This is a genomic window from Myroides profundi (genome assembly GCF_000833025.1).
In the GTDB taxonomy this organism is placed as follows: Bacteria; Bacteroidota; Bacteroidia; order Flavobacteriales; family Flavobacteriaceae; genus Flavobacterium; species Flavobacterium profundi_A.
The window spans coordinates 1,558,917-1,580,550 of record NZ_CP010817.1 but is presented as its reverse complement, the minus strand read 5'-3'; the positions used below and the strand labels follow the sequence as shown (position 1 = coordinate 1,580,550).

The window sequence follows — 21,634 nt, the reverse complement described above, 5'->3', positions numbered from 1 at the left end:
TTTATTGAGATAATCCTAGAAAAGGATTATGATAGTTAATGTTTAGTTTTCGTCTTTCCAGTTTAATCTGTCCATTTGGCTATATTGCCATGGAGCAGCATTATTCTCAACATTTTGCATCATGTTGTTTAACTCTACAGGAGCGGCACTTTGTTCCATAACTAGGAAACGACGCATATCCATAATGATAGAAAGTGGACTAATGTCTATAGGACATTCTTCTACACATGCATTACATGTATTACAAGCCCATAATTCTTCTGGTGTGATATAGTCGTTTAACAATGTCTTACCATCATCTACAAACTGACCATTGTTCGCATCTAATATCTTACTTACATCCTCTAAACGGTCACGAGTAGACATCATAATCTTACGTGGAGATAGCTTTTTACCTGTCGTATTTTGAGGACAAGAAGATGTACAACGCCCACACTCAGTACAAGAATAAGCATTTAATAACTGTACCCAGTTTAAATCCATTACATCTTGAGCACCGAATTTCTCTGGTTCCCCCACTGGTTCTGCTGGAGCAGCGTATGGATCTGCATTAGGATCCATCATTAAAGAAACTTCTTTCTTAACAGACTCTAAGTTATTAAACTCTCCTTGAGGTTGTAAATTAGCATAATATGTATTTGGGAATGCTAAGAAGATGTGTAAGTGTTTTGAATAATATAAATAATTCATAAACAACATCACCCCTACTATGTGTCCCCACCAACAAAAACGCTCAATGAATGCAACTGTTGCAGGATTAACTCCATCAAATATAGGACTGATAAAACTAGAAATAGGGAATGATCCTACTGCTGTATAATGTGTATAACCGATACTCTGAAGATAGTAATCTGCAGCGTTCATAATTAAAAAGAAACACATCAACACAGTCTCAATGTAGATAATATTATTCGCATCACGCTTAGCCCAACCTTCCATTTCTGGTTGATTAAAACGTCTAAGTTTTATTACATTTCTACGAATCCAGAATACAATAACTCCAAAGATAACTAAGAAAGCTAATACTTCAAAGATTCCAATTAATGCATCATAGCCTACACCTAAGAAGCTAAACACTCGATGTGTACCAAACAAACCATCAACGATGATTTCTAACATCTCAATATTAATAATCACAAAACCTACATATACAAAAATATGTAAGATAGCTGGGATAGGTCTTTTTACCATCTTAGACTGTCCTAAAGCTACGCGGATCATGTTTTTCCAACGTGCTGAAGGATTATCTGTTCGATCGATATCTCTTCCTATTTTGATGTTGCGGACTAGCTTCTTTATATTTTTAATAAAGAATCCAAACCCAACAACTAAAAGAAGTAAAAATAATACTTGGCCTAAATACTCCATAGTCGTAATAATTGTTTCAGTAATTGTTAGTTTTTCTTGTTAGTTGGTTTAGTTGTTTAGTTTATTATTCCTTAACCTCTGCAGTTTTCTCTCCTTCTGTCGCTTGATAAGGTGTCGCTTTCTTACCAAATAAAGAGAAGTGTACATAACGTTTTGGGTGTTCTTTTAAGTCGCGTAATAAAGCTTCTAATTCTTTACTTGCTCCTTCTAAGTTACTATATAATTGTTCGTCTTTCAATAATTTACCAACTGATCCCTTACCACCTTGGATATCTCCCATGATTTTATCCATACTTGCAGTAGCGTTATCTAAGTTAGTAAAAGTAGATTTGATATCCAAAGCTTTTAAATCTGTAGAAATTGAAGCGAAGTTGCTACTCATCGTATTTAAGTTAGTCAATGTACCGTCTAACTTAGGCTGAGTCGCTGCAACCATCTGATTAGTAGTAGCCATCAACTTATTAGCACCTGCTAAAGTACCATCTAATTGAGTCATTGCACTTTTTAAACTCTGTTGAGTATTTTCATCCATTATATTATTAACAGAAGCTAACATCGTATTTAAGTTAGCTAAAGCCTCTTCTATTTTTAACTGTAAAGGTTCGATTTGTTTTGTCAACTTCTCAGTCATATCTAAAACTACCTCTCCTTTTAGCACTTGTCCAGATTCAGCATAATTTGTATCTCCAAATAAAGGATCTATCATAATCCCTTTACCTCCTAATAATCCAGGAGAGTAAATCTTAGCTACACTATTCTTAGATATATTGACTTTTTGAGTCATTAATAACTCAACTTTTAATTTGCCTGAAGTATTATCTAAATCAATCTTAGATACTTTCCCTACGACTAAACCATTAATGGTAACCGTTGAAGAAGTAGTCAATCCTTCTACATTATCGTATTCTACATAAAATCTAGTACTGTTATCAAATATGTTTCTCCCTTTTAAAAATGAGTAACCCCAAATGAACAAAGCAATAGCTCCTAATACTAAAATCGCTGTTTTAATTTCTCTTGATATTTTCAAAACTTTTCATTTTTATAACACGCAAAAATAAACTTTTATTTCTAAAGCGCTTGATATTATTTTAATGCTTCCTCTACTGTAATCACTTTACCATCCTTGAATGCTACAATAAATGCAGAACTGTGTCCTTTATCCTTTGCTACTTTCTGATTTTGTTTCGCTGTCTCATAGTCACTTGTCTCCCCGTAATAATATCTACTAAGATTTCCTGCGCGCATTGTCGTCACTCCTCTTAGTCCTTTAAAATTCTCAGGTTTTAAAGCTAACACTTTTGATCCTGCTGCAATTTGCACTTTAAAAACAACTTTATTCGTGTTTGAACTACTTTCTTTTCGAGAATTAGTAGTTGTCTCATTAGTTGTAGTCTTTCTACTATTATCAGCTTTAGCTGCTGCTTTATCATTAGAATCTGCTAATACTAGAGTTTTACTACCTCCATAATAAGCCGCTTTATAATCAATAATCCCTTGTGCTATAGAACGTGCTAATTCTTTCTGTCCTTTACTTGAAGTCAAATAGTTTCCTTCAGCTGTATTAGATACAAACCCTAACTCTATCAATATACTAGGCATAAAAGCTCCGTGTAATACCCAGAACGGACCTTGTTTTACTCCTCTATTCTTTCTCTTCAGATCATTTGTAAAACCATCTTGTACTCTACTTGCTAAATCAATACTCTGATGAATATAATCTTCCTGTAATAGTGTCAATCCAATAATAGACTCTGGAGAAGAAGGGTCAAAGCCTGCATACTTTGTCTTATAATCATCCTCCATCATAATCACGGAGTTCTCCGTCTTAGCTACATCTAGGTTAGATTTATTCTTACTAAGACCCATCACATAAGTCTCTGTCCCTGAAGCAGCCTCACTATTCACACCATTACAGTGAATAGATACAAATACGTTTCCATTATTATCATTAGCTAATACTGATCTTTCCTTTACAGGTACAAACACATCTGTCTTACGAGTATAGAACACTTCTATATCAGATTGTTTTTCTAATATCTTACCTACCTCTAAAGCTACTGCTAATACAATATCCTTTTCTACATTCTTCTTATGGTTAGTACCAGTATCTTTTCCTCCATGTCCAGGATCTAATACAACTTTAAATTTTTTCCCATTCTGTGCTTGTATAGAGAAACTCAGGAAAAGAATGGCTAGTAAGGCAAACAGTTTAGAACGACTGTAATTCATATAAATGATATTTATAACGTTTTATAATTTAAATAAAAATACATTTTCAAAAAAAATATATGTAAGTTTGACACGTTAAAAACAACGCGCTTAATTTTACAAAAATAGCATATATATAGGTTTGCGAACAAATATTTTTAATATCGTTTTCATTTTATTGGTTTTTGGAGCAACTTTAACACAAAAAGGGATTGCACAAGACAACAATAAGAAATTTACAGCTGTAAATACTACACTAAAAAGAGATTCTATAGTTACCACTTCAGATACTATAGACAAACTTGCTGTACCCTCTATCCAGGATACACTTAAAAAACAAAAAGACACCATAGTTCCTGCTAATAAACCTCTTCTTGAAGAAATGGTTTATAGAAAAGCAAAAGACTATGAAGCCCTAAACTTAGCAAAAAAAGAAATTACATTATATAATGAAGCTGAAATACGCTATCAGGATTATGAACTAACTGCGGGTAAGATCATTTTCAATTATGAAAAAAGTGAAATCTATGCAGGAGGTATTAAAGATAGTGTTGGTAATATGTCGCAATACCCTGTTTTTAAACAAGGATCACAGATCGTAGAACCAGATTCTATCCGCTTCAATACAAAAACAAAAAAAGCATTAGTTTTTAAATCTCGTACTTCACAAGGTGAATTTAGAATTAAAGCAGAAGTGAGTAAAAAAGAGAATGACTCTGTTTACTTCATGAAAGATGTAATCTTTACTACTGCTAAAGATTTAGATGATCCTGAATACTACTTCCGTACCAATAAGGTTAAGTTAGTACCTGGCAAAAAAGTAGTTACAGGAGTTACCAATATGGTGATTGCTGATGTACCTACACCACTAGGATTGCCTTTCGCCTTTTTCCCGATGTCAGAAAAAGCTGAATCAGGATTTATCATCCCAAGTTTTGGTGATACTAATCAACAAGGATACTATATTCAGAATGGTGGTTATTACTTTGCGATAAGTGATAAAATGGATTTAAACGTATTGGGAGACTACTATACTAATGGTAGCTGGGGATTGAGATTTAACAGTTCTTATGCTCAACGTTATAAATATAACGGACGTGTTTTAATCCGTTACGAAAACAATATCTTCTCTGAAAAAGGACTTCCAGATTACGCATCTAGCAAGTTATACAATATTCAGTGGAATCACAGTCAAGATGGTAAAGCCAATCCTAACTCACGATTCTCTGCGTCTGTAAACTTAGGTAGTAGCCAGTACTTCAGACAATCAAACAATACCTATAACGTAGGAGCTTCTATGAATAACACCATGAGCTCATCTGTTAGTTACCAACGTACTTTCGAAAGTGTACCACAAGTGAATATGTCACTTACTGCTACTCACTCTCAATCAACAAATACAAAGGAGATTAACATGACTCTTCCTACATTACAAGTAAACGTAGATCGTGTATTCCCTTTTGCTCCAAAATATGGTTCTAAAAAAGGTATTATTAAAAACTTAAACTTCTCGTATTCTGTACGTGGAGAAAACCGTGTAAAAACACACGAAGATTACTTCTTTAAAAGAGAAATGTTCGACAGTTTAAACACAGGGTTCCAACACAGTATTCCAATTGCAACCAACTTCAAAATATTCAAACACTTCTCTGTAACGGCAGGTGCTTCTTATAATGAAGTTTGGTACTTCAATACCATAGAGAAAAAATACAACGCACAGACTAATAAGGTTGATGACATTAGAGTAAATGGATTCGACAGCTTTAGAACGTATAATGCTAATGCAAGTATTGGAACAACTATTTATGGTACATTCAACTTTGGAGAAGACAAAAGAATCCAAGCTATACGTCATGTAATGCGTCCAAGCGTTGGGTATTCTTACACACCTAGTTTTGAACAGTACTATGACACTTACGCCATAGATGCTACAGGACAAACATTCCAAGATTATACTCGTTTCCAAAATGGTATTTTTGGAGCTCCTGGAAGATATAACTCTAATATGATGAACTTTAACTTAAGCAACACTTTTGAAGCGAAAGTTAGAGATGATGATAATGAAAAAGGTGAACCGAGAAAAGTAATGCTTTTAAACAGCTTAAACTTCTCTACGAGTTATAATATGTCTGCTGACTCACTGAAGTGGTCTCCTGTACGTGTAAGTGCTGGTACAGCTCTATTTAAAGATAAAATGCAAATTAACTTTGGAGCAACACTTGACCCTTATGCTTTAGACAATAACAATAGACGTATAGATACTTACAACATTAACAATGGAGGAAGTTTATTCCGTCTGACAAGTGCTAATATGACTGTAAACTGGTCTCTATCTAGTAAAGATGCTATGTTCGGTAATGCTGAAGACAAAAAGAATCAAAACTCTCTAGACAATGGTGGACGTGCTGATGATTTATTTGGTAGAGCTGTAGAGTTAGGTAATCAAAAAAGAAGTACACTGAGTGATGATGATGAAGACAAACCTTTTGGTGGTTTCTTTAATGCTAAACTACCTTGGGATTTAACCTTTGCCTACTCCATGACTTATAACAACTCATCGAGGCAGAACGAAATCGTCAATAACTCCGTCATGGTATCTGGAAATCTAGATGTAACACCTAATTGGAAAGTTGGTTTCTCTACAGGTTATGACTTTGTTCAGAAAGGAGTTACTTTTACTCAATTAAGGTTTGAACGTGACTTAAAGAGTTGGAGAATGGACTTCTCTTGGGTACCTATCGGAACCTATACTAGTTGGGGATTCTTTATTGGTATTCGCTCATCAATGTTAAGTGATATCAAGTGGGAAAAACGTAAAGCTCCAGACAAAATATACAGATAAAAATAATTCAGAAAGAGGAGGCGTATTTTTACTCCTCCTCTTTTTTTAAAACTATACTTTATGAAGAAAATTATCAATTCAGACAAGGCACCTGCGCCAATCGGACCATACAATCACTCAGTAATGACTGGTGACTTATTATTCATCTCAGGTCAAATCCCTTTTAATCAAGCTACAGAAACGCTTGTAACAACAGGTATTGAAGACGAAGCAAAACAAGTAATGGCTAATCTACAAGCGATACTAGAAGCAGCAAATATGACATTCGAAAACGTTGTTAAAGCAACTATTTTCTTAACAGATATGAATGACTTCGCTAAAGTAAACGAGATATACGGAAGCTTCTTTACAGCCGCTACAGCGCCTGCTAGAGAATGTATTCAGGTAGTAAAGTTACCTAGAAATGTAAATGTAGAAATATCTATGATAGCTTCTAAATAAACAGAAAGTACACTACTAAAAAGGGGTGATTATTAATTAATAATCACCCCTTTTTAGTAGTCTTATTTTTTACTTCTAGATTCCTAAAAACTGAAAAGCTTTAGTTTTCTCTAATTTACTATTTACAACACCTGCGTACTGCTGTTTCTTAGAAACATCTAACTTTCTAACTCCAGCCTTTTCACTAAAATCAATTGTTTTTAAATCAAGCCATATTGGTGTTAACGCAATCGGATCTTCATAATAATACACTAAATTCTTCTGATCAGAAACCGTTCTCCACTTAGTAGAAGATAAATTAGGTTCTCCATCTATATGCACTCCATAAGGCACAGATACATTACGTACAATACTAAATACAGCACCTACAGAAACGCGCTCATCAGCACTTTGTTCTACCGCAGTTGCATAGTATGAAGCACGTGCAAAACGATCTTCAGATCTACCTGTACCAGGCAACACTTTATTTCCTGGCAAATAATTCCAATAATCTCTAATCGCTAATTGCTTATCATAAGTAGGAGAATTAGTCACCACAGTATATGAAGGATCATGATATATCTTCAGTTTACCATCAATAAATTCAAAAATAGCATTATCACCTTGCGCATCAGAAATTGTTAAGTGAACAGTAGCTAAAGAAGTACGTCCTGGCGTATTAGCAGTTACTACGATAATAGGATTCTTTTGCAGATCCTTAACTGCTTCATCAACACTTGCATAATTATCTAAAACATATTGTGCCCAAGCTGCTAAGCTAATCCCCTTATCTTTTCCATCAGGATTATACTCAGGATATTTAGACTCTACTAACCATAAGATATTAGCCACAAGCCCTTTCTCGTTCATACCATCTGTAGTAGCGATATCAAAAGCAGAAGTAACAACACTTCCATACTTAGACTTCCATTTTACAGAAGCCTTCCCTACTTCTCCATTGCGTTCCATTCCTCTTGGAAATACCCAAATATTAGGCATAATTTCTTCTTTCCAATCCATTGAGCGCCCTGTAATAACTGTATTATTAGGTCCTTTATAAACAACTCTTGTACAAGCTTCCGCTTCAGACAAACCAAAGACAAATGCTCCTAAAACCAAAGCACCTGTAAACACTCTTTTTATTTTTTTCATAATATGACAAGTTTGATTTCTACTAAATTAGCTATTTAATTAATTACTCGAAAGCAATTAAACAAAATATAACATCTTTTATTTTGCTTCTTAAAAAAATTAGTCCTTTTAAAATAACAGCTATGTAATTAAAAAACATACTAGACTATCCCAAACACCATGCCTATTTATCTCTAGAGTACTCTTTATAATCTAATACATACGAGAGTATTCTAATTTTATTTAATTCACTCTTTAACAAATCTTAGATTCAAACGATACATGTATCTGTTATTACATTTATTAAACTAAAACACGAATTATGACTTTATTATTTAAGAATAATATCAACGTTCAGCTTGCACTTTCTAGGGGATTACTAGGGGTTTTCTAGGACTTTCCTTGCCCAGAAGCTCTCTTTCTCGAAGAAATGTGCAAGAAACCCGCAAGCAATCCCCTAGCAAGTCAATACAAAACCATCTTTAGCATCTCAATTAATGCTGAGAAGAAACAGAGTTCTTGCTATCAATTCTGTAAATGAGCTATTTAAAAATTTTTATCCATCTGTAATTGCGAAAAAGTAATTGTCACAGGTACGCAAGTTTTTACCAACAAAAAAAGGCACATAATACTTATGCGCCTATTCCTTCTATATTCGTCTAGTTTTTTCTAGAAGTTCCTTATTTTATTGTACTTATAGCGTTTAACAACAATTGAGCTGAAGCTTCATTTGTTGCCAAAGGTACATTGTGTACATCACATACTCGTAACAACATATTAATGTCTGGCTCATGTGGGTGTTTTCCTAGAGGGTCTTTAAAGAATAAAACCATTGAAGTCTTTCCTTCCGCAACTCTTGCAGCAATCTGAGCATCCCCTCCTAGTGGTCCTGATAGCATACGCTTCACTTTAAAACCTGCATCCTCAGCCATACTTCCTGTAGTCCCTGTACCAATCAATGATATTCCTTCACTTGATAGAATTTCTCTGTTTTTTTTGATAAACTCTAACATTTCTTTCTTCTTAGCATCGTGTGCTACAATTGCTATTTCCATACTCCTTACTATTTATGATATTCGATTAATCCGTCTAATGGTTTTTGAATTATTTTCCCTACTTGAATATTATGATCTGCTAATAGCTCTCTAAACTCGTCTTGTAAAAAATAAGCTACAGAACCAACAAAATGAACTGGCACTGTGCTATACTCAGGATTATTCTTGATATAATGATTTATAAAGAAAGTAATTTGTTCTTTGATCATATCTTTAAAAAAAGTTTTATCCTTATGCTCTATTAAAAATGGCAAAAAGGAAGCCATATAAGCATTAGGGTTTTCTTTCTTATAAAAATTGTACTTCACTACATCAGCATCTACATCGTATTTACTTTTAAATAAATCTGCTAATTCTTTAGGCATCATTTTTAAAAAGAAACTCTTGATTATCAATCTACCGAGTGCACTTCCACTACAATCATCCATAGCCATAAAACCTAAGGACTCTATTCTCTGATATACTTTATTTCCATCAAAATAAGAGACATTAGATCCTGTACCATTAATACAAACTATTCCTTCCTCTCCTTTTCCTACAGTCGCGTAAATAGCAGCATAAGTATCTTCGTGGACATTAATGTTTTTACAATTCGCAAAGTAATCTTCAGCAAATCTTTTAACGATATTTTTTGTACGATCAGACCCACACCCTGAACCATAAAAATAAAGTTCCTTAACCTCGTCTTTATTCTTACAGATATCAGGCACTGTATTAACGCGGGTAAAGAACTCATCTAAAGTAATAACTTCGGGATTTAGTCCTAAACTAGTCACCGAAGTTATAACATTATTATTCTGGTCAAAGAAAATCCAATCAGCCTTAGTGGAACCACTATCGACGATTATTTTCATTTAAACTATTTAATTATTTTAAATTATTCATTAAGATAGCCATATCAACCATCTTAGCAGAATAACCATACTCGTTATCATACCAAGCTACAATCTTAAAGAAAGTACTGTTTAATCCGATACCTGCTTTAGCATCTACAATACAAGTATGTGTATCAGATACAAAATCTTGAGACACTACATCCTCTTCTGTATAAGCCATCACCCCTTTTAGTTCGTTCTCACTTGCTTTCTTCAATACAGCTAACACTTCTTCATAAGATGTTTCTTTAGCTACTTTAACTGTTAAATCTACAGCTGATACGTCAGCAGTAGGAACACGCATAGACATACCTGTAAGTTTTCCTTTTAATTCTGGAATAACTTTACCTACAGCTTTAGCAGCACCTGTAGAAGCAGGAATAATATTATTCATAGCAGAACGTCCACCTCTAAAGTCTTTCTTAGAAGGCCCATCTACTGTAAACTGTGTAGCTGTTACAGCGTGTACTGTAGTCATTAAAGCTTCTACAATACCAAAATTGTCATTAATAACTTTAGCTAATGGCGCTAAACAGTTAGTAGTACAAGAAGCATTAGAAACGATTGTATCTGTAGCTTTCATGTCTTTCTCATTCACTCCCATAACATACATTGGAGCAGTTCCTGATGGAGCAGAGATTAATACTTTCTTAGCTCCTGCATCGATATGTTTTTGCGCGCTATCTAATTCTTTAAAGATACCTGTACAGTCAGCTACTACATCTACTTTTACTTCATCCCATTTTAATAAAGAAGGATCTTTCTCTGCTGTTACACGGATTGTTTGTCCATTTACTACTAAATGACCATCTTTTACTTCTACAGTTCCATCAAAACGACCGTGAACAGAGTCAAACTTAATTAAATAAGCTAAGTGCTCTACCGCCATTAAATCATTAACTGCTACTATCTCAACATTAGGATTCTTTACAGCTTCTCTTAACATTAAACGTCCAATACGTCCAAAACCGTTAATACCAATTCTTGTTTTCATAATTCTATTTCGTTTTATTATTTCTTTTAAATTGTGATGATATCAGATACTCTAAGTAGTTCCTGATCTATTGGAGAATGACCTTTTACTGCTTGTTCTAATGGTGTAAGCGCTACTTGATCATTAATTAAACCAACCATATAGTTGCGTTCTCCTGCTAATAACGTTTCAACCGCTTTCACACTCAATCTACTTGCTAATACACGGTCGAAGCAAGATGGTGCTCCTCCTCTTTGCATATGTCCTAATACAGACACACGTACCTCGTATTCTGGTAAATTAGTTTCTACGTATTCTCCTATTTCAAATACGTTTTTACCTAATTTCTCACCTTCTGCTACGATAACTATACTAGATGATTTTCCTGATTTTTTACTTTTCTTTAGAGACTCTAATAGACGCTCCATACCCATATTCTCTTCTGGAATAAGAATCTCTTCTGCTCCAGCTCCAATACCTGCATTCAGTGCGATATGACCTGCATCTCTACCCATAACTTCAACAAAGAATAAACGTTTATGTGAGCTGGCAGTATCTCTAATTTTATCTACAGCATCTACTACTGTATTTAAGGCAGTGTCAAATCCGATAGTATGACTTGTACCGTGTATATCATTATCAATAGTACCTGGAATTCCCATTACTGGAATGTCATACTCCTTGCTCAATATCATAGCACCAGTAAAACTTCCGTCTCCACCAATAACAATTAATGCATCAATACCTGCATTCTTTAAGTTCTCATAAGCTGTTTTACGACCTTCCTCAGAACGGAAAGCTACGCTTCGAGCTGTTTTAAGGATAGTACCTCCTTTATTAATAATGTAATTTACATCACGAGGCCCCAATACTTCAAAATCACCTTCAACTAATCCTTGAAATCCTCTAAATATTCCTACACACATTACATCGTGAAAAGAACAAGTACGAACAATTGCCCTAATTGCTGCGTTCATCCCTGGAGCATCTCCTCCAGAAGTTAAGACACCGATCTTTTTAATCGCCTTACTCATATTTTATCGTTTTGAGTAAATTTACGAATAATAGACCATTTTAACAAAAATAGAAGCCCCTTATTCTACCTCTATTTTGTTAAATTATAAGTGTCTGACGGAGCTGTAGATGACTTCCTTCTATTCTCATAAAACTTGATAAAATCCCTATTAAAATCAGAGTCTGGCAACTCTTCTGATCGATTAGTATCTTGCTTTTTATTCTTACTTTGGTCTTTTTCTCTTGTTTTAGCTCTATTTAAGATTTTTGAGATCAATTCTTTAAAAGTATCAAAATCTACTTCATAAGATAACCCTACACCTTGCGTATATCCAATCCCTTCACCGATATAGTTAATATCATTTTCGCGATTAAATACTCTTGCACTTAAAGACCCTTCTTCATTAAGGCGTAACATCACCTCTACATCTCCCACGATCACAGATTGCTCTACTCCTCCTACAGGCACACCCAATTTACCATTGACAGAAATACGATCATTAACTTTAGTCGAGAAGGTCACCCCTACACGTCCTTCCGTTTGTGTATAAGGATTTCGTTCTCCTTGTGCATAGTTTAACCCTACTTTAAACTTATCGTCCTCATCCGAAAATATCTCATCAAAAATACTACTAGCGCGTTCAAATAAACTTCCTGCTAATGTAGACGAAGAGTTATCAGAAGAGAAGAATGCTCCTGTAGCTAACAGAGCCATCGCTTGACGCTCACGCATATCACGTTCGCTCAATCTATAATCTAACTCTGACTTCACTACAGAACTCACTGTTGGGAAGTTGATCTCAAAGTCTACCTCAGGATTACTTAAACTACCATTTAAGACAATAGCTACATCCGTAGGTACTTTTCTATTGATAATAGAGTTATCTATAATTACACTTGGATTTGCATCTGTATGATAAATTGCTTGTAAGTCTAACATGGCATTCATAGGATCTCCATCCCAACGAATGGTACCATATTTCTTCACAACAAATTTCTTATCAATCAATCCACCATATCGGAAGTTATACTCTCCTTCATACGCCTGGAAATCCCCCCACATATTGAACTTACCTAAGGTATTTATCTCCATCGTGATAAATCCTGCTCCTCTACCTCGCATAGCATGTCCTGACTCACGGTCTAATATAATTTCAATCTCTGCATCAGGAGTTAATACAAACTCAAAGTCAAGCTCTATACCACTGTTTCGATATCTATACATATCGTACTCTTTTCCTTTAAGACGCAATGCCTTTTCTTGAGGAGATAAGAAGTGTATAAAGTTATTCTCCCCGGTACCTTGTGCTTCTTTCAACGGAATTTTAATAGATGTTCCTTTATTAGATGTCGCATTAATATTAATAGCCAACATCTCTACTGGCCCACTTAACTTAGCCATTCCATTGATAAAGGCTTTACCATAATAGATACTTCCCTCTTCGAATTTAGTATCTAAGGCTAATAAATTAGGAGAAGAAAGCACTAAATTTAATGCCCAATCATTAAACGCCTTATGAGAAATATCTCCGTCTATAATTCCTTCAGTTTTATGCTTTGAATCTATAATACGCACTTTACGCAATATAAACTGACGCTCTGTTAAATCTAAAGCAGCATCTTCTTCAAAATTATAATCTACCCCAGTGAACTTAGACTTCATACCTGCCTTATTTAGGTGTAATCGTCCGTTGACCTCTGGTTTCTTAGCTGTACCCTGAATATTAATTTTTCCTGATGCAGTTCCTCTTACATCAGAAACAATTGTTTTAAGTAAAGGTTCAATAGGTTTAACAGAGAAATCTTTAAATCCTGATTCTAGATTTAATTGCATCTGTTTATTGACAATAGCTAAATCACCATTTAAATAGAACTTTTCTTTCTCATTATCCACAATGCTAGACTGAACTTTAAAGTTCTTTAAACGCTCATCTCCGTCAACATGAAAAGCTAAATCTCCCAACCTAACCTTATTGACTGCTAGTTCGTCTATATTGATATTTACTTTAGGTTGAAACACATCTTTAACCTGTGAAAAATGTAAATCACCATCTATATTACCAGCGAACTCCAGATTAGATATATCAGGAGCAAACTTAGCTAAGTCTACTTGTTTAAATTCTAAATCAAAGTGTTTATAAGTTGAGTCTCTTACTGCACCTGTCAGATTAACCTCTTGTCCATTATGTGATAATGATAAATCATCAATAGTGAAGTCCTCTAACTTCTTATTAAAAATAACTTTATTCTTCTTATTATCACTTTCGTTAATACTCCACAAGAAATCTTTTAAGAAGATGTCTGACTTCTTAAACCCTACTACAGATAGGTTTTCTTCATTAATAGTATGGTACAAGTTCAAATTAAACTTATCCTTACCATGCGTTCCTCCTTTAAACTCAGAACGAACAAATAATGTATCATTATGAGTCAAGTTTAATAAATTAAAATCTGTGATACGATAAAACTTAGATTTCATACTATCTAGTGAAACATAAGTATTATATAATGGGTTAGAATTATTTACATCTAACAATACATTATAAAAATTAAAATCTTCAATACCGATACTTGGCGAAGAGAAGTTTAGTTTAAAAATATTGTTATCATTATCAATGCTTCCTTCTACATGAGTTGAGGCACTTAAAGTCAATTGTGGCAAGAATACTTCGATCAGCCTATTGTGTACTGTAATATCAAAATCGAGATATTGATCTTCTTTTATTTTATAAGGAGAATAGTTTGTATACAAACTTCCTAGTGCATTAGTAAACAAAGCTCTTAAATCCTTAAACAAGAACTTTCCTTTAATATACCCCTCTATTGCCTCCTGTGACACAAAAGAAATAAGGCGCTCATTCTCTGGATTAAATTCCGAATTTAATGTAAAATGACCGAATACATACTCATCTTTACTATTGATATAAGTAGTATTACGCATTGTAAATGTACCTGCTAAATCATCAAGAGTATTACCTGAAGCTTTAAATTCAAACTGCCCTTTAAACTTAGAAAGTGTATCATTTACTAAATGTAATGCATATAAATCTGCGTAGTCAACATCTGCAATAAAATCGTAGTTCTTAACTTCTGAACTCAAATCTATCATCCCATTAAAGTCTAACTGCAAATTAGGATCTTGACTATGTACTAAACCGCGGTAATAAGGCATCTTTAACAATCCATCTACTGCGATATTTGTATACTTATACTTAGCAAAGTCAAAAGAGAACACATCTCCCTTAATACTTGTATTCAGTGACTTTTGATTAAATCCAACTCCATCAACCTCTAAGTCAACAGAAGTTAATCCAAAGTTTTTATTTTTAATAAATTCTCCTAAGTCAAACTTCTCTAGGACAATATCCCCTTTATAAGCAGCTAGATTAGGATTATCAAGATTTTCGATATCTATAACTGCTTTTCCTTTTCCGATAGAAGTTAATAACTCTATATCCGTCTTTAACGTACGCTTAGTCATTTCGATATCTCCTTTAATATCTACTTGTCCAAGATTAGTTAATTCTGTAGGCAGTAGTTCATGCAATAACTCAGGCATTAACCCTACAATGTGATCACGAGTAATAAATAATCGATCCACATTAGCGTTCATCCAGAACGGTTTTACTTTATCGAATACATTTCTAAAACTAAATAATCCTCTCACATTAGACATATTGTCATCTACTAGATTTACATTTTTCATTGTAAAATCGTTCATCACACCATTAATATGTCCTGTTACATACACCATCTTATTTTCTGCGAAAATTCCTGTAAAGGCATTTAAGTCTGAGGAATTCAATACTGCTTTTCTAATCTCAAAATCCCAATTCACCTTATCTACGAAGTACTTCATATCACCTAAGGCATAGGTGAACTTAAGGTCTCCTTCTATAGCCGACTTTTTCGTTTGTAAATCTAGTTTCTCCATAGAGATACTAGTTTTAGTATGAGTAAAATTACCTGATAGATTTGTCACACCCATACCCCAGTTATCCTCAAAACTAGATTTCAAAACATTAGCATAAATATCAGGCCCTTTAATAAAGAAGTCTTCTACTTCCCCATTAATATTTTTAAAATCTATAGCTACTGGTGTTTCTGCTTCATCGTCAGAAATAATCAAATGAGTATTTTTAATTGTTAGATGAGAAGATTTTAGTCTAAACTTACCTTCCCCCTCTTTTCCATCATCAAATGCATTAATCAACTGATCTAAGGTTGTAAACTCTTCACCTTTGTATTTATGTATTCTTAAATACAGTCCATCTACCTTAGTTTTACCAAAATATAATCTCCCTTGGATAAGTTCATTAAAATCTGAAATACTCGTTGTAAAGGCTTTTATTTCTATAAAATTAGTATCGTGATTATCCTTTGCAGTAACCTCTTTTAATGTAACTCGACCAAACACACTGATTGCTAGTCTTTCTATCTCTAACTTAGTACCAAACTGGCTATTAATCTTCTCCATAGCTTGCTGAGCCAGAAAGGTTTGAACCACAGGCAAAGACAGTGCCCCTGCAATGATCACAACCAAGCTAAAGACAGCCAATAATAGGCGAAAAAGTATTTTATTAAATTTTTTGATAACTATTAATGTTTTAAATTTGCCCCAATCTACTCACGGTTTCTTATAAAAACCAAACAATAAGCAAATTTATATAATTTTCCATAGGGTTGGGTAGATTTCGCCTTAATAAATTATACAATTATAGAATATTAAAATGTCTTTAAAACCTACCTATATTTTAGCCATAGAGAGCTCATGTGATGATACTTCTGCCGCAATCATGGCTGACAACAAAGTATTGTCAAACATAGTCGCGAGACAGGAAATACACGAAGAGTATGGAGGTGTTGTTCCTGAACTAGCATCTCGTGCTCATCAACAGAACATTGTTCCTGTAGTTGATATTGCTCTTAAAAAAGCAGGAATAACGAAGGATGACTTAGATGGTATTGCCTTTACACAAGGCCCTGGACTAATGGGGTCACTATTAGTAGGCGGATCATTTGCCAAGAGTTTATCTCTGGCTCTTGATATTCCCCTAGTAGCTGTAAACCATATGCACGCCCATATCTTATGCCACTTTATAGATGAAGAAGGATATGACAAACCTGAGTTTCCTTTCTTAGCAATGACCATCTCAGGTGGGCATACGCAAATCGTGAAGGTAAATAGTTTCTTTGACTTAGAAATACTAGGAGAAACCACAGATGACGCTGTGGGAGAAGCTTTTGACAAATCGGCTAAAGTTTTGGGATTCCCTTATCCAGGTGGACCTTTAATTGATAAATACGCTAAAGAAGGAAACCCTAAAGCGTTTGCTTTCACTAAACCTAAAGTAGATGGACTGAACTTCAGCTTCAGTGGTTTAAAAACACAGTTCCTTTATTTTATTCAAAAAAATGTAGCCATTAACCCTAATTTTATTGAAGAAAACAAAGCTGATATATGCGCCTCTATCCAATATACCATTATCCAAATCTTACTAGACAAGCTTAAACTTGCAGTTAAAGAAACGGGGATTAAGCAAATCGTTATTGGTGGTGGTGTATCTGCTAACTCTGGTATTAGACAAGCGCTTAAAGAAGGAGAGAAAAAATATAAGTGGAAAGCGTTTATTCCCAAATTTGAATACACAACAGATAATGCTGCTATGATTGGAATAGTAGGGTACTATAAATACAAAGAATCTATTTTTGCTGATTCTTCAGTAGTTTCTAAAGCACGTATTGAATTCTAAAACTTAAGTATGCAATTATTTTATTCGCCAGAAATTGAAAAAGGACAAACATCTTTTACTTTTGATAAAGATGAAAGTAAACATATCATCAAAGTACTAAGACGTAAAATGGGAGATTTCCTATATGTTACCAATGGTAAAGGTACCCTATTTACAACCAAAATCACTTTAGATTCAGACAAGAAATGCGTTACTGAAATCATCGCTTCTGAAGATCAAGCACCGACTCCTTTTCGTTTACATTTAGCTGTGGCGCCAACAAAAATGAACGAACGTTATGAATGGTTTTTAGAGAAAGCTACAGAAATAGGCATCCATGAGATAACCCCTATTATTTGTGATCACTCTGAGAGAAAAATAGTGAAGACAGAGCGTTTTGAAAAAATTATTCAATCCGCAATGAAACAATCTTTACAATATCATTTACCTATTCTAAACGAGCCAATAAGCTTAAAAGACTTTTTAAATCAAGACCATCAAGGAGAAAAATATATTGCTCATTGTGAAGAAACTGAAAAAGTCTTACTAAAAGACAGTATAGATATTCATAAAAATTATTTACTTTTAGTAGGTCCAGAGGGAGACTTCTCTACCAATGAAATTAACTTAGCATTAGCAAAAGGATATCGACCAGTATCACTAGGACACACAAGATTAAGAACAGAGACAGCCGCTTTAGTAGCCGTGCATAGTTTCGTATTTACAAATGAATAAAAGTCATAATTATGGTGGATGCTAAAACAATTTCTAAAGGAATAGTACGTGCAGTTCTAATTCTATTTTTTCTCGCTGTACTAGGCCAAATGTTTTTGCAGATTAGTTCAATATTTATATATACAGGCTTTGCTTTTGTATTGGCTTTAATCGGTAAACCTATTGTAGAGTTTTTAAGAAGAAAGCTTCGTCTATCTAAAGTATTTGCAGTTACCTTAACTGTTATTCTCTTTTTAGCCTTTTTCTTGAGTTTTATATTTATGTTTATCCCTTTATTCACCACACAAGCTCAAAACTTGTCTGTATTGAATACATCACACCTACAAGAAGATTTTAATGGTCTTATTCGCAAGATAGACTTCTATCTAGACACAAAAGGATTTAGCTTAGATAAAATAATAGAAGGTGCTAACTTTCGTTCTCATCTTAAATTAGATTTTGTACCTAATCTATTTAATACTATTCTAGGCTTACTTAGTGAATTTGGAATGGGGGTTTTTGCCATACTATTCATCACCTTTTTCTTCTTAAAAGATCAAGTTGTACTAGAATACCAGTTCAAAAAGTTGTTCCCTAGTAAACACGAGATTAAAGTTTTGAAATCAATCGATAAGATAAACAATCTTCTATCACGTTACTTTTTAGGACTAGTCGCTCAGATGTCTATTATTTTTGTACTTGCTTTTATTCTATTAGCAGTAGTAGGTGTAAAAGGAAGTCTAATGATTGCATTCCTAGTCGCTATATTGAATATCATTCCATACATTGGACCACTTATTGGTAATATATTATCTGTCCTCTTTACGATGTTGAGTTTTATAGGTGATAACTTTAGTGAAGTTACCCTACCTAAGGCTATTACCGTAATGCTGGGCTTCTTATTTATACAACTAATAGACAATGTTATCAATCAGCCTTTAATCTTCTCCAATAGCGTTAAATCACATCCATTAGAGATCTTCATTGTTATTCTTGCAAGCGGTATGTTTGGAGGAATATTTGGTATGATAGCAGCTGTACCTATTTACACTTGTATCAAAGTAATTGGTAAGGAGTTTTTACCAAACAACAAATTTGTACAATTACTCACAAAGAAATTATAATTGAAAACAGAACTATTCTTATCACAAGAAGTACAACAATATATACACGCTCACTTAGATAGTGATCTAACTAAAATAGCCTTTAAAAAAAGTCCCTTTGAAGATATCTCTATGAGTGATTTATTGACTCAGATAGAATCAAAAAAGAAAACTAAAGATAAGCTACCCACGTGGTATGGGACAGAAAATATTCTATTCCCAAAAAAACTCTCTATAGAACAAACCTCATCTGAACATTGTGCTTCTTATAAAGCTTCACTAGTATCTGGTGACTCTTTGATAGATCTAACAGGTGGTTTTGGTATAGACTGTTATTATTTTAGTAAAAACATAAAGCAAGTATTGCATTGTGAAATGCAAGAAGACCTTAGCGAAATAGTTAGTCTTAATAATCAAGCATTAGGAGTTGAGAATATCAAATGCCATACTGGTGACAGTTTAGCCTACTTGGCCCAACATAACCAACCATGGGATTATATCTATGTAGACCCACACAGAAGAAATGACGCTAAAGAAAAAGTATTCTTCTTAAGTGATTGCGCCCCTAATGTACCTGAACATCTAGATCTATTATTTTCTAGAAGTACTAATATCTTGATTAAGACTTCTCCTCTACTAGACATACAGGCTGGTCTTAACGAATTAAAAAATGTAAAAAGCATTCATATTGTAGCACTTCATAATGAAGTTAAAGAATTACTATGGGTACTAGAAAAAGACTATACAGGAACCATTGAACTTATTGCTATCAATATCACTAAAGAGAATAATCAGTTATTCTTTTGTTCGCTAGACGATACTAGTACATCACTATTCAGTGAACCTAAACAATATCTATATGAACCCAATGCTGCTATATTAAAGACAGGTAAATTTGACGCAATAAGTAAACAGTTTAATTTACACAAACTTCATCCACATAGTCATCTTTATACTAGTGATACATTAATTAGTTTTCCTGGTAGAAGTTTTACGATAGAACAGATTATTCCATATAATAAGCAAGAGGCAAAAAAACACTTGCAGAATATAAAGGCAAATGTTACAACTAGAAATTTCCCTATAAAAGTTGAGGAAATTAGAAAGAAATGGAAAATAAAAGACGGAGGAGATACTTATATCTTTTTCACTACCAATATCAAAAATGAACGAATCTTTATTATTTGTTCACGAACATAACTCTTAAAGGTCATATAGTATTTAATATGACCTTTTTTTATACCATAAAAACATCCAAATCAAAGAAGTAATACAGATATTTAAAACCCGAATTATGCAATAGACATATAAACGAAAAGTAATTATACAAAATAGGTCTGAATTAGTGATTAAAGCATACTATAGTATGGTTTTAGAGCTAATGAAAGAACTATGAAGTAGAATTGCTTTGTAGTATTTGGCTAATGCGTAATTTGGGTTTAAACAACTCATACGTTTACCACACTATTTACAACAATACTATTGTCTTATTAAAAAAATAATGATAATTTGTCACCAAACTAATAACATATGAAAAAACTAGCACTCTTACTAATCTTAACCCTTGGCATCACCACTTCGATATATGCACAAGAGAAAAACTGTTCTATCGACTTTGAAGAAGTTAATGATTCTATTAACTACAAAAAAACAAACAACGTACTTGTTTATGAGTTCGACAGAGTATCTACTACTAGCTCATTGTTCTTTGCTTTAGTAAACAATAACGGGCACCCATTTCTAAACTTGCAGTATCTACAAAAGAGCCCTGACTTCATCCCTATCACTTGTGTAGCTAAAAAAAGTATGGTTTCAATAAAGTTAGTTAATGGAACAACCATAACCGCACATTATTTAGGAGATGATGTTTGTGGAACATATACCTATGATCAAGAAAAGAAAAATAATATCAGAATCCTAGATGCTGACTTTTATATAAAGAAAGAACATTTAGCATTATTAAAAGCTTCTCCTATATCAATGATTCAAATCAGATTCACTGGTACAACAGAACTTTTTATTATCAGAAATGAATTAAAATCAACCATCGTTGACCTACAAACTAAACCAACACAATTCTTCATAGACAATATTCCATGCATAGAATAAACGCTTTTAGCGATTTTAAATCAAAATAAACACACAAAACATCATGTTTTAAAAGGTTTTTAGTAAAACTAAAAACCTTTTTTTATA

16 protein-coding genes are annotated in these 21,634 nt (G+C 33.6%); 7 read left to right on the top strand and 9 right to left on the bottom strand.

Features of this window, described 5'->3' with window-relative positions:
- Positions 1-42: 42 nt before the first annotated feature.
- From MPR_RS06950 to MPR_RS06940, 3 genes are all read right to left on the bottom strand, one after another.
- Positions 43-1,368, bottom strand: a complete 1,326-nt coding sequence (locus tag MPR_RS06950; protein ID WP_041890706.1) for a 4Fe-4S dicluster domain-containing protein — start codon at positions 1,366-1,368, stop codon at positions 43-45.
- Positions 1,369-1,432: 64 nt separating this feature from the next.
- A complete protein-coding gene (locus MPR_RS06945) occupies positions 1,433-2,398 on the bottom strand; it encodes an MlaD family protein (RefSeq protein ID WP_041890703.1) in 966 nt (321 codons plus the stop codon).
- 56 nt (positions 2,399-2,454) lie between these two features.
- The gene (locus tag MPR_RS06940; protein ID WP_041890700.1) at positions 2,455-3,600 is read right to left on the bottom strand and encodes an N-acetylmuramoyl-L-alanine amidase family protein; all 1,146 of its coding nucleotides are present in this window, start codon (positions 3,598-3,600) and stop codon (positions 2,455-2,457) included.
- A 121-nt stretch (positions 3,601-3,721) separates the two neighbouring features.
- On the opposite strand from MPR_RS06940, the gene MPR_RS06935 reads away from it, so the two are divergent.
- Positions 3,722-6,421, top strand: coding sequence for a putative LPS assembly protein LptD (locus MPR_RS06935; protein WP_041890697.1), 2,700 nt, complete (start codon positions 3,722-3,724; stop codon positions 6,419-6,421).
- Between the two features lie 60 nt (positions 6,422-6,481).
- A complete protein-coding gene (locus MPR_RS06930; RefSeq protein ID WP_016649569.1) occupies positions 6,482-6,862 on the top strand; it encodes a RidA family protein in 381 nt (126 codons plus the stop codon).
- A 75-nt stretch (positions 6,863-6,937) separates the two neighbouring features.
- On the opposite strand, the gene MPR_RS06925 is transcribed toward MPR_RS06930, so the two are convergent.
- The 6 genes from MPR_RS06925 to MPR_RS06900 all read right to left on the bottom strand — a co-directional run bounded on the left by MPR_RS06925 (position 6,938) and on the right by MPR_RS06900 (position 16,447).
- On the bottom strand, positions 6,938-7,993 hold the full coding sequence (locus MPR_RS06925) for a linear amide C-N hydrolase (RefSeq protein WP_041890693.1): 1,056 nt from the start codon (positions 7,991-7,993) through the stop codon (positions 6,938-6,940).
- 659 nt (positions 7,994-8,652) lie between these two features.
- Complete coding sequence (locus tag MPR_RS06920) at positions 8,653-9,027, bottom strand: methylglyoxal synthase (RefSeq protein WP_041890690.1); 375 nt, start codon at positions 9,025-9,027, stop codon at positions 8,653-8,655.
- An 8-nt stretch (positions 9,028-9,035) separates the two neighbouring features.
- On the bottom strand, positions 9,036-9,881 hold the full coding sequence (locus MPR_RS06915) for a BadF/BadG/BcrA/BcrD ATPase family protein (protein WP_041890687.1): 846 nt from the start codon (positions 9,879-9,881) through the stop codon (positions 9,036-9,038).
- A 13-nt stretch (positions 9,882-9,894) separates the two neighbouring features.
- On the bottom strand, positions 9,895-10,896 hold the full coding sequence (gene gap, locus MPR_RS06910) for a type I glyceraldehyde-3-phosphate dehydrogenase (RefSeq protein ID WP_041890678.1): 1,002 nt from the start codon (positions 10,894-10,896) through the stop codon (positions 9,895-9,897).
- A 26-nt stretch (positions 10,897-10,922) separates the two neighbouring features.
- Positions 10,923-11,909 carry a 6-phosphofructokinase gene (gene pfkA / locus MPR_RS06905; RefSeq protein WP_006259209.1) on the bottom strand — a complete coding sequence of 329 codons (987 nt, stop codon included), beginning with the start codon at positions 11,907-11,909 and terminating at the stop codon, positions 10,923-10,925.
- 71 nt (positions 11,910-11,980) lie between these two features.
- Complete coding sequence (locus tag MPR_RS06900; protein WP_235280622.1) at positions 11,981-16,447, bottom strand: translocation/assembly module TamB domain-containing protein; 4,467 nt, start codon at positions 16,445-16,447, stop codon at positions 11,981-11,983.
- 172 nt (positions 16,448-16,619) lie between these two features.
- Here MPR_RS06900 and tsaD point away from each other — a divergent pair, with 172 nt between their 5' ends.
- The 5 genes from tsaD (at position 16,620) to MPR_RS06875 (ending at position 21,547) form a co-directional block, all read left to right on the top strand.
- Positions 16,620-17,642, top strand: coding sequence for a tRNA (adenosine(37)-N6)-threonylcarbamoyltransferase complex transferase subunit TsaD (gene tsaD / locus MPR_RS06895; protein ID WP_041890676.1), 1,023 nt, complete (start codon positions 16,620-16,622; stop codon positions 17,640-17,642).
- A gap of 9 nt (positions 17,643-17,651) precedes the next feature.
- Positions 17,652-18,356: a 16S rRNA (uracil(1498)-N(3))-methyltransferase gene (locus MPR_RS06890; RefSeq protein WP_041890673.1), complete on the top strand. Its 705-nt coding sequence runs from the start codon at positions 17,652-17,654 to the stop codon at positions 18,354-18,356.
- A gap of 11 nt (positions 18,357-18,367) precedes the next feature.
- The gene (locus tag MPR_RS06885) at positions 18,368-19,459 is read left to right on the top strand and encodes an AI-2E family transporter (RefSeq protein ID WP_041890670.1); all 1,092 of its coding nucleotides are present in this window, start codon (positions 18,368-18,370) and stop codon (positions 19,457-19,459) included.
- On the top strand, positions 19,460-20,638 hold the full coding sequence (locus tag MPR_RS06880) for a class I SAM-dependent methyltransferase (RefSeq protein WP_041890667.1): 1,179 nt from the start codon (positions 19,460-19,462) through the stop codon (positions 20,636-20,638). It abuts the gene before it with no gap.
- A gap of 330 nt (positions 20,639-20,968) precedes the next feature.
- The gene (locus MPR_RS06875; RefSeq protein ID WP_041890664.1) at positions 20,969-21,547 is read left to right on the top strand and encodes a hypothetical protein; all 579 of its coding nucleotides are present in this window, start codon (positions 20,969-20,971) and stop codon (positions 21,545-21,547) included.
- The last annotated feature ends 87 nt before the right edge of the window (positions 21,548-21,634 follow it).

Excerpts from the sequence above, each read along its gene's own strand:
- pfkA (WP_006259209.1), bottom strand. The coding sequence starts at position 11,909 with ATGAGTAAGGCGATTAAAAAGATCGGTGTCTTAACTTCTGGAGGAGAT.
- MPR_RS06885 (WP_041890670.1), top strand. The coding sequence starts at position 18,368 with ATGGTGGATGCTAAAACAATTTCTAAAGGAATAGTACGTGCAGTTCTA.
- MPR_RS06930 (WP_016649569.1), top strand. The coding sequence starts at position 6,482 with ATGAAGAAAATTATCAATTCAGACAAGGCACCTGCGCCAATCGGACCA.
- MPR_RS06925 (WP_041890693.1), bottom strand. The coding sequence starts at position 7,993 with ATGAAAAAAATAAAAAGAGTGTTTACAGGTGCTTTGGTTTTAGGAGCA.
- gap (WP_041890678.1), bottom strand. The coding sequence starts at position 10,896 with ATGAAAACAAGAATTGGTATTAACGGTTTTGGACGTATTGGACGTTTA.
- MPR_RS06875 (WP_041890664.1), top strand. The coding sequence starts at position 20,969 with ATGAAAAAACTAGCACTCTTACTAATCTTAACCCTTGGCATCACCACT.
- MPR_RS06940 (WP_041890700.1), bottom strand. The coding sequence starts at position 3,600 with ATGAATTACAGTCGTTCTAAACTGTTTGCCTTACTAGCCATTCTTTTC.
- MPR_RS06920 (WP_041890690.1), bottom strand. The coding sequence starts at position 9,027 with ATGGAAATAGCAATTGTAGCACACGATGCTAAGAAGAAAGAAATGTTA.
- MPR_RS06890 (WP_041890673.1), top strand. The coding sequence starts at position 17,652 with ATGCAATTATTTTATTCGCCAGAAATTGAAAAAGGACAAACATCTTTT.
- MPR_RS06950 (WP_041890706.1), bottom strand. The coding sequence starts at position 1,368 with ATGGAGTATTTAGGCCAAGTATTATTTTTACTTCTTTTAGTTGTTGGG.
- MPR_RS06915 (WP_041890687.1), bottom strand. The coding sequence starts at position 9,881 with ATGAAAATAATCGTCGATAGTGGTTCCACTAAGGCTGATTGGATTTTC.
- tsaD (WP_041890676.1), top strand. The coding sequence starts at position 16,620 with ATGTCTTTAAAACCTACCTATATTTTAGCCATAGAGAGCTCATGTGAT.